We start from the raw sequence: 7,930 nt of genomic DNA, 5'->3' as shown, positions 1-7,930 counted from the left end.
TTGCGGGGGAGATGGCCGGCAGGCCAGAGGGGGGTGCCTCGCGACAAGCATTAGGTATCCTGCTATCTGCCGAGCTTCCATAAAACGCAATGCGCCGAATCGCTTGGCGCATTCTATTCAACGAAGACTTTCACGCTCGCCGCGCGCCCCGCCGCGTCGATCACGGTCAGGGTCGAATAGCCGGCGCCGTCCGGCTGCCAGGTCGCGGTGCGGCGACGGTCGATGCCGACAAGCGGTTTGCCATTGGCCAGCCAGCGGAACGGCGCGCGGCCGCCTTGCAGTTTGAGCACCAGCGGCGAGGCGTCGGCCGACGCCGTGCCGAGATCGACGCGGGCGCCATCGGGCGGAAAGATGATCGTCGGCGCGGGTTCGGTCACGGTGGCCTGCACCAGCCCGTCGGCGCCGGCGCCGAAGCGGGCCAGCGTCACCGGCAGGTCGTCGCGCTTCGGTCTGGTGACGCCGGCCGGCTGGCTTGGCAGCGGGACAGTGGCAAGGCCTGAGCGGACGAAGCCCTCGAACAGGATCGGTGCGGCAGAGACATAGCCGGACAGGCCCGGCACCGCGCCGGCGTCGGGACGGCCGACCCAGACGCCCAGCACATAGCGCCCGTCGAAGCCGACCGACCAGGCGTCGCGGTAGCCATAGGAGGTGCCGGTCTTGTAGGCGATGCCGCGCTGCATGGCCCCTTCGGGCGGCTTGACCCCCGACAAGATGTCGGTGATCTGCCAGTTTGCCTGGTCATCGAGGATGGTGGTCGTCGAGCGCTCGGCATTGGCCGGCTCGGTGCCGTCATGCAGCGTGTTCGCCTTGCCGCCATTGGCAAGCCCGGTATAGAGCTGGACCAGGTCGCGCAGCGTCACGCCGACGCCGCCAAGGCCGATGGCAAGGCCCGGCGCCTCGTTGACAGGCAGTATCGGCGTCACGCCGGCCTGGCGGAAGCGCGCCATCAGCCGCGCTGGCCCGACTGCGTCGAGCACCCGGATCGCGGGCACGTTGAGCGACAGTTGCAGCGCCTGCCGGATGCTGACGTCGCCTTGGTAGCCCATGTCGAAGTTCTTCGGCCGGTAGCCGCCGAAATCGGCCGGACTGTCCTCGATCAGCGTTTCCTGCGCCACCAGCCCCTGCTCGAAGGCAAGCCCGTAGATGAACGGTTTCAGCGTCGAGCCGGGCGAACGGACGGTCCTGGTCATGTCGATCCAGCCGGAGCGGCTGGCGTCGAAATAATTGGCCGAGCCGACCTCGCCAAGGATGTCGCCGGTGCGGGAGTCGGCCAGCACCATGGCGACCGACAGGCGAGGGCCGAGCCTGGTGGCGGCGTCCCTGGCCACCTGTTCCAGCCCTTCCTGGACGCTTTTGCGGATCGTTAGGTGCAGCTTCTGGCCGGGAATGGCCTTGGGCAGCATCGCATAGGCGGCATGGGCGGCGAGCGTCGGCAAGGTGCGCCGCAATTCCGAGACATCGTCGAGTGCCGCGCGAGCGGCCTCGCGTTCGCCGAGCAGGCCCGATGAAACCATGCGGGTCAGTACCCGGTCGCGGGCGGCGTGGGCGATTTTGAGGTTGCGGTCGGGCCGCCGCTTTTCCGGCAATTGCGGCAGCGCAACGAGGAGCGCGGCTTCCGAAACCGTCAGCCGCTTCGGCTCCTTGCCGAAATAGGCGAGGGAGGCGGCGCGCACGCCTTCGAGATTGCCGCCATAGGGCGCTAGCGTCAGATAGCGTTCGAGGATCTCGCGCTTGGTGAGCCGCCGCTCGATCTGGATGGCGCGCAGCATCTGCCTGAGCTTGGAGCCGAGGCTGCGGCTGTCGCGCGGCTCGATCAGCCGGGCAAGCTGCATCGACAGCGTCGAGCCGCCGGAGACGATATGGCCGTTGGTCGCGAACTGGCCGGCGGCCCGGGCCAGCGCCAGCACGTCGACGCCGTCATGGTCCCAGAAGCGCTTGTCCTCATAGGTAACCAACATGTCGACGAACTGCTTGTCGACCTGGTCGAGCCGGGTTTCGAGCCGCCAGTAGCCGTCCGGCGTGGCGAAGGCGCGCAGAAGCTGGCCGTCACGGTCGAGCACTTCGGTGGACACCGCGAGCTCCGCCGGCAGCGGCGGCGGAAAGGCGCGGTCGAGCTGCCAGAGCGCGACAGCGGAGAGGACCAGGAAACCGGCGACGGATGCCGCGCCGATCCCCAATCTCCGCAATGCTCTGGCCGAAATACCTCTCATGCGTGGCCTTTCATCATGACGACCGATCCACACATCGCTACGGCGCCTTGACCTCCATCATGCCGGTGGCGGTACGGGCCGAATATTGCGGCCGGTACATGTCCTCGACGGTTGCCGCCGGATGGGCATAGGTGCCCGGCGTCACCGCGCGCACGACATAGGCCAGCGTGATGTTGCGGTCGCCGTCGCCATCTTTCGGGTTGAAGGCCGCGACGAAACGGTCGTCGCGGAATTCGAGATGCGCGGCGTCGGTCTGCGCCAGCCAGGAGAAGTTCGTCAACTGAGCGCTGGAGACCAGGCCCGGATTGTCGATCTCGAAGCCGGCCGGCAACAGGTCGGTGATCAGCAAGCGCGAAGGCCAGGTGTTCTGCTCGTAGATCTTGAGCACGACGACATAGCGTTCGTTCTGCTTGGCCTCGGTGACATTGGCCTCGGTGCCGTCGAGCTTGTAGTAAGTGCGCCCGATGGTGAAGCCGTTGCCGCTGGCCGGCAGCGGCTGGATCGGCGAGGCCACCGTGGTGACGACCGCCTGCAGCGGGTTGCTGCCGGTGTTGGCGACGGTCAGCGGGCTGTCGGCCAGGTTGCTGCCGGCGATCTGGTTCGAATAACCGCCGTTGTGCGGCGCGCCGTTGATGGTCAGCGCGATCGCATCGTTGCCGGCCTTCAGCGCCCGGGCCGCCAGCAGCATCCAGGATTCGTCCTGCGTGCTCGTCCAGCGAGCTTCGGCGCGCTCCTTCGTCACCAGCTTGATCAGCTCCGGCACGATCGTCGGCACCGGCTTCGAATCGGCGGCAAGCGCCAGCATCGCCGCGCCGTCACGCAGCGGCGAGCCGTAGTCCGACCTGTAATAGTCATAGTCCGTGGTCGATTTGGCGAGCTGCAGTGCCGTCTGGAACGTCGCCTCCGAACGCTGCGTGTCGCCGTAGAGCGCCAGGCCTGCGGCCAGCTGGGCCACGGCCATCGGGCTGGTGAAGGCTTCGAGCTGGGTGTCGGCATAGTAGCGCAGATCGCCGATCGAGGCCTTCTTGTTACGGGCCAGCACATAGAGCGCATAGGCGATCTCGCTGCCGCGGTCCTGGACGTCCTGGTCGTAGCCGACCGAGTTCTGCAGATTGCTCAGCGCCTGGCTCATCGCCAGGACCGGCACATCGTATTTCTGCTCACGCGCCCTGGTCAGGAAGTCGGTGACATAGGCATCGAGCCACAAATCGCCGGAACCCGGTCCCCACAGGCCGAAGCTGCCGGCAGAGGCTTGATAGCTCAGCACCTTGTAGATGGCGTCCTGGATGCGGCCATGCAGGTCGGGGTCGCTGGCCATGCCGATGCCCGACGCCATCTCGTTGACATAGAGAAGCGGCATGGCGCGGCTGGTCGTCTGCTCGGCGCAGCCATAGGGGTAGCGGTCGAGCGTCATCAAAAGCGACGGCACGTCGAAAGCGGCCGCCTGCGAAACGCCGACGCTGACCGAAGCGCCGTCGAGCAAGCTTGCCGCCAGAAGCTCCTTGTCGACGCGCAGCGACCCACCATTGCCCTTGAGATCGACGACCATGCGGGTGGTCACCGGCAATTGTGCCGGGCGCACCGGAACATAGAGCGTCTGCTCGACGGCGGTGCCGTCGGCATGGGCAAGCTTGATGGTGATCGAGGCGTTGCCCGCCGTCTGAGCCATAAGCGGCACCGTCAGCGTCTGCCGCTTGCCCTTGGCGAGCGTCAGCTTTTCCGGCAGGGGCGCGCTGCCGGTCGAAAGATCACCCGTGGTGTCGATCGACAGCTTGTAGTCGCCTTCCGGACCGTCGGTGTCGGCGACGTCGAGCCGCATCACGGCGGCGTCGCCGGGGGCTAGGAAGCGCGGCAAGCCGGCGGTGATCACCACCGGATCGCGCACGATGACATCGGACTGGGCGTGGCCGACCGCATCCTTGGTCCAGGCGACGGCCATGATGCGCACGGTGCCGTTGAACTGCGGGATGTCAAAGTCGATCCTAGCCTTGCCGTCAGCGTCGAACTCGACCGGGCCGGAGAAGAAGGCGACCAGCTTTTCGATCGGCGGGCTGCCTTGCGCCTGCATGTTGGCGCCGTCGCCACCGGTGCGCAGCTTGCCGGTGGTGCCGAGCGAGCCGTCGATCAGGCGGCCATAGAGGTCGCGAACCTCAAGACCAAGCATGCGTTGGCCGAAGAACCAGTCCTCCGGATCCGGCGCCTTGTAATTGGTGAGGTTGAGGATGCCGACATCGACGGCCGCGACCATGACATAGGCGTTGCTGCCCGGCTGCACGCCGGCCACGGAAACCGGGATCGACAGCTGCTGGCGCGGCATGGTCTTGTCCGGCGGCGTCAAGGTGACGGCGAGCTTCTTCGAGCCCGGATCGACCTTCAGCCATTTCACGCCGATGGCGCGCGCCGGCATGCGCGTCTCCTGCGCGTCGCCTGGCCTGAACAGTGTCGCCGTGACATAGGCGCCGGCGCCCCAGTCGTCGCCGACCGGGATATCGATGGTGCTGCCGCCGGCCGGCACCGTGGCGGTGACGGTCTTCAAGAGCTTGTCGGCGCCGATGGTGACGAGCAGCTCGCCGGCAAAATGCGGCGAGACCTTGAGCTTGGCCACTTCGCCTGCCGCGTAGTTGTCCTTGTCGAGCGCGATCTCGAGCCCGTCGGGCGTTTCGGTGGTGGTGGAGGAGACATACCAGCCGGCGTCGAACTCATAGCTGGTCGCCGGGCCTTCCGGATCCGAAGTCTCGATCTCCAGTCGGTAGCGACCCCAGTCGACCGGCAGTGACACCGTGGCCTCGGCGTCGGCGCTCAGGTCGACCTGGCCGTTGGCCACCGACTTGGTGAAGGTGACCGGCTCATAGTTCCAGGAATTGCTCGAGCGGTACCACTGATAACTGCGTTCGACCTTGACCAGCGACCATTGCGCGCCCTTCAGCGCCTCGCGCTTGCCGTCGGGATCGACGGCGATCAGGCTGAACTTCGCCGTGCCGCCTTGCGGCACCTCGTCGCCATCGAAATCCGGACGGATGCCGATCATGTGGCCTTGCGGGCGGATGCCGATATTGAGCGAGCGCTCGACAGCACGGCCGCCGGTCTCGCGCATCCTGACCGTGACCTTGGCGTCGACGAGCTTGGTGGTCGAGGGCAACTGGTCGACGGAAACCGGGAAGGTCGCCTTGCCATCCTCGCCGACCACCGGCAGGCCGGTGAACGGCGTCACCGAGGGTTCGGCCGACTGCTCGTCGGCAAGGCCAAAGGAATAGCCCTTGAAGCGGTCCCAGTCGCGGGCTGTCGACAGCGTCAGCTCGCCCTCAAGCGCCAGCCCCGCGGCCGGCGCGCCATAGAGGAAACGGCCGTCGACTGTGACGTTGGCGGTTTCGCCCTGGGCGATTTCCTGCTTGTCGGAGCTGAGGTCGAACTCGATGCGATCCGGCACGAAGTCCTCGACCAGGAACATCTGGCTGGCGACCGCCGGCTGCTTGGGGTCGGTGTGGATCGCCACCGTCCAGGTGCCACGCATGGCGTTGGGTTCGAGCGGCAGGTCGACGGCATGGCCGCCGGCGGACGCGCCATCGCTGACGATGCGGCGGTTCTCGACACCGTCGGGACGCGTGAAAATGAAGGTCAGCGGCAGGTTCTCGACCGCCTTGGCGGCGCCGTCGCGGGCAAGGGCGGCGACATGGACGTCCTCGCCGGCGCGGTAGATGCCACGTTCGGTCCAGGCATAGACGTCGAGCGCACCCGGCGCAGCGCGCCCGGTGACGCCACGGTCGGACAGGTCGAAGCCGGCTCGGCCCATGTCGAGGAAGACGAAATCGCTGTCGCCCTGCTTGGCCATCAGCACGGCCGGCACCATGCCGCCGTCGCCGCGCGTCAGGCCGGGGTTGAAGACGGCGCGTCCCTCGGCGTCGGTGGTCGCGGTGCCGAGGATTTCGTTGTTCCTGGCGAGCAGCGTCAGCTCGGCGCCAGCGATCGGCTTGGCAGTTCCAAGCGAACGGGCGAAGACGTTGAGCCCGTCCTGCCCGGTGTAGGTCGATAGACCGATATCGGAAACGACGAACCACTGCGTGGCGCGCGAATCATAGTCGTCGCTCTTATCGTCGACCGCTTGCGCGGTCAGCACATAGACGCCGGGCTTGCGTTGCGGCAGCGCTTCGTCGACCGGGAAGGACGTGGTGACTTCCTTGTTGAGGTCGTTGGCGATCTCGAGCTGGCCCTCCCAGACCGGCGAGCCCATCTGGTCGGAAATGTTGGAGATGTCATAGCCGTCGAGCTGGCGCAGGAACTGATAGCCGGACAGAAGTTGTGCCAGCGAGCGGTCGCCAATGCGGTATAGCTTCATCTTGGCGGCGTTCATGTTGACGGTGACGACCGGAATGCCGCGGCGCGCGCCCGCCGGCAGCACGAAGCTGTCGCCGGTGAAGCGGGCCGAAGGCGCGCGGTCCTGGACATAGATCGACAGCACCACCGGTGCTGCGATCGTTTCGCCGATGGCGGCCGGCAGACCGGCGCGGAAGGTCACCTCATAGTGCTGGCCATGCTCGAGCCCGTCGACGCAGATCTGCTTGTCCTTGGCCTCGACCCCCTTTGGAGCGGCGTTGTCGACAGTGACGAACTGCGCATAGTCGACGCCGGTCTTGACCAGATCTTCGGAAAACTGCGCGCAGATGCGCGGTGCGCTGGTGTCGGCATCAACGGTATGGTCGATGACGCGAAAGCCCTTGCGGGCCTTGAGGTCCTGATAGGCGGCGCGGACCCCCGGCGAGCTGACCAGCGCGAGGCTGGCTTCGTAGGATTGCAGGGCCGGCCGGTAGAGGTCGCGGCGATCGAGCCCGTCGCCGAGCAATGCCAGCGCATCGGCCCGTGTCCTGGTGGTGCGCAGGAGCTTGTAGGCGTTGAAGCCGGCGGAGGTGGCGTTTGCCGGCAAGATCGAGGCCTCGGATGTGTTGGCGGCCGGCTGCACGGCAAGCGTTTCGCGTGCCAGCTCAAGCCAGAGTTGGCCGTCGTCGGGCATCACCGAAACCGCCGCCTCGTACTTCTGCATGGCCGAGCGATGGTCGCCGGTCAACGTCGCCTGTTCGGCCGAAGCCCGCAGCGCCGTCAGCCCTTCGGTCGGCTTGGTGGAGGCCGGACCGGTGAGCCTGTTGCGGTATTGCTGGGCCTGGTCGGCCATCCAGTTCGGGAAGAAGGTCAGTTCCGGCGGTGCGCCGATATCCGGATCGCCATCGACATCGACGACCTTGCCGGCGACTGCGCCATTGAACGGCTTCAGCTGGTTATAGTCGGATTTGAGAAAGCACCATTTGGCCTTGAGGTTGTAGGTGAAGGCGCGGCAGGCGGGGTCGCCGAGGCATGTGGTCTTGCACTGGTCGAGGCTGACATTCTGGTCGGACCGGAGATCGAAACCGAAATAGTCGGAATTGTCGGTCGTTGCGATTCGCCGCGCTTCGGCCGCTTGCGCGACGCTGCCCCAGGCGAAAAAGAGAAGGATAAGGATAGACAGACCACGAGCCGCGCGCATTGCCATAACACCCTCCAGACAGTGCTTACGTCCGGCATGTTCAGGCTTCACTGAAGCTTGTCAACACGAGGACGCGGCAGGGTCCGCCTGCCAACGGTTTCCTTTCCGGCCGATGACCGGTAGTACCACCATAGGGCAAGGGATCACGCTTTCTTGCGGCGACGCAGAAGGTGTGAATTCCAAGCCCTGCCTATTTCAGACAATTGGA

At 66.3% G+C, this 7,930-nt stretch carries 2 protein-coding genes; both read right to left on the bottom strand.

What is annotated here, in order from left to right:
- Positions 1–113: 113 nt before the first annotated feature.
- On the bottom strand, positions 114–2,210 hold the full coding sequence (pbpC, locus tag MESS4_RS23455; protein WP_006336372.1) for a penicillin-binding protein 1C: 2,097 nt from the start codon (positions 2,208–2,210) through the stop codon (positions 114–116).
- A gap of 37 nt (positions 2,211–2,247) precedes the next feature.
- Complete coding sequence (locus MESS4_RS23450; protein ID WP_006336369.1) at positions 2,248–7,728, bottom strand: alpha-2-macroglobulin family protein; 5,481 nt, start codon at positions 7,726–7,728, stop codon at positions 2,248–2,250.
- Between the last annotated feature and the right edge of the window lie 202 nt (positions 7,729–7,930).

The organism is Mesorhizobium sp. STM 4661 (assembly GCF_000359125.1).
GTDB lineage: Bacteria > Pseudomonadota > Alphaproteobacteria > Rhizobiales > Rhizobiaceae > Mesorhizobium.
The sequence above is the reverse complement of the archived record's forward strand: the minus strand, read 5'-3'. Positions and strand labels throughout refer to the sequence as shown.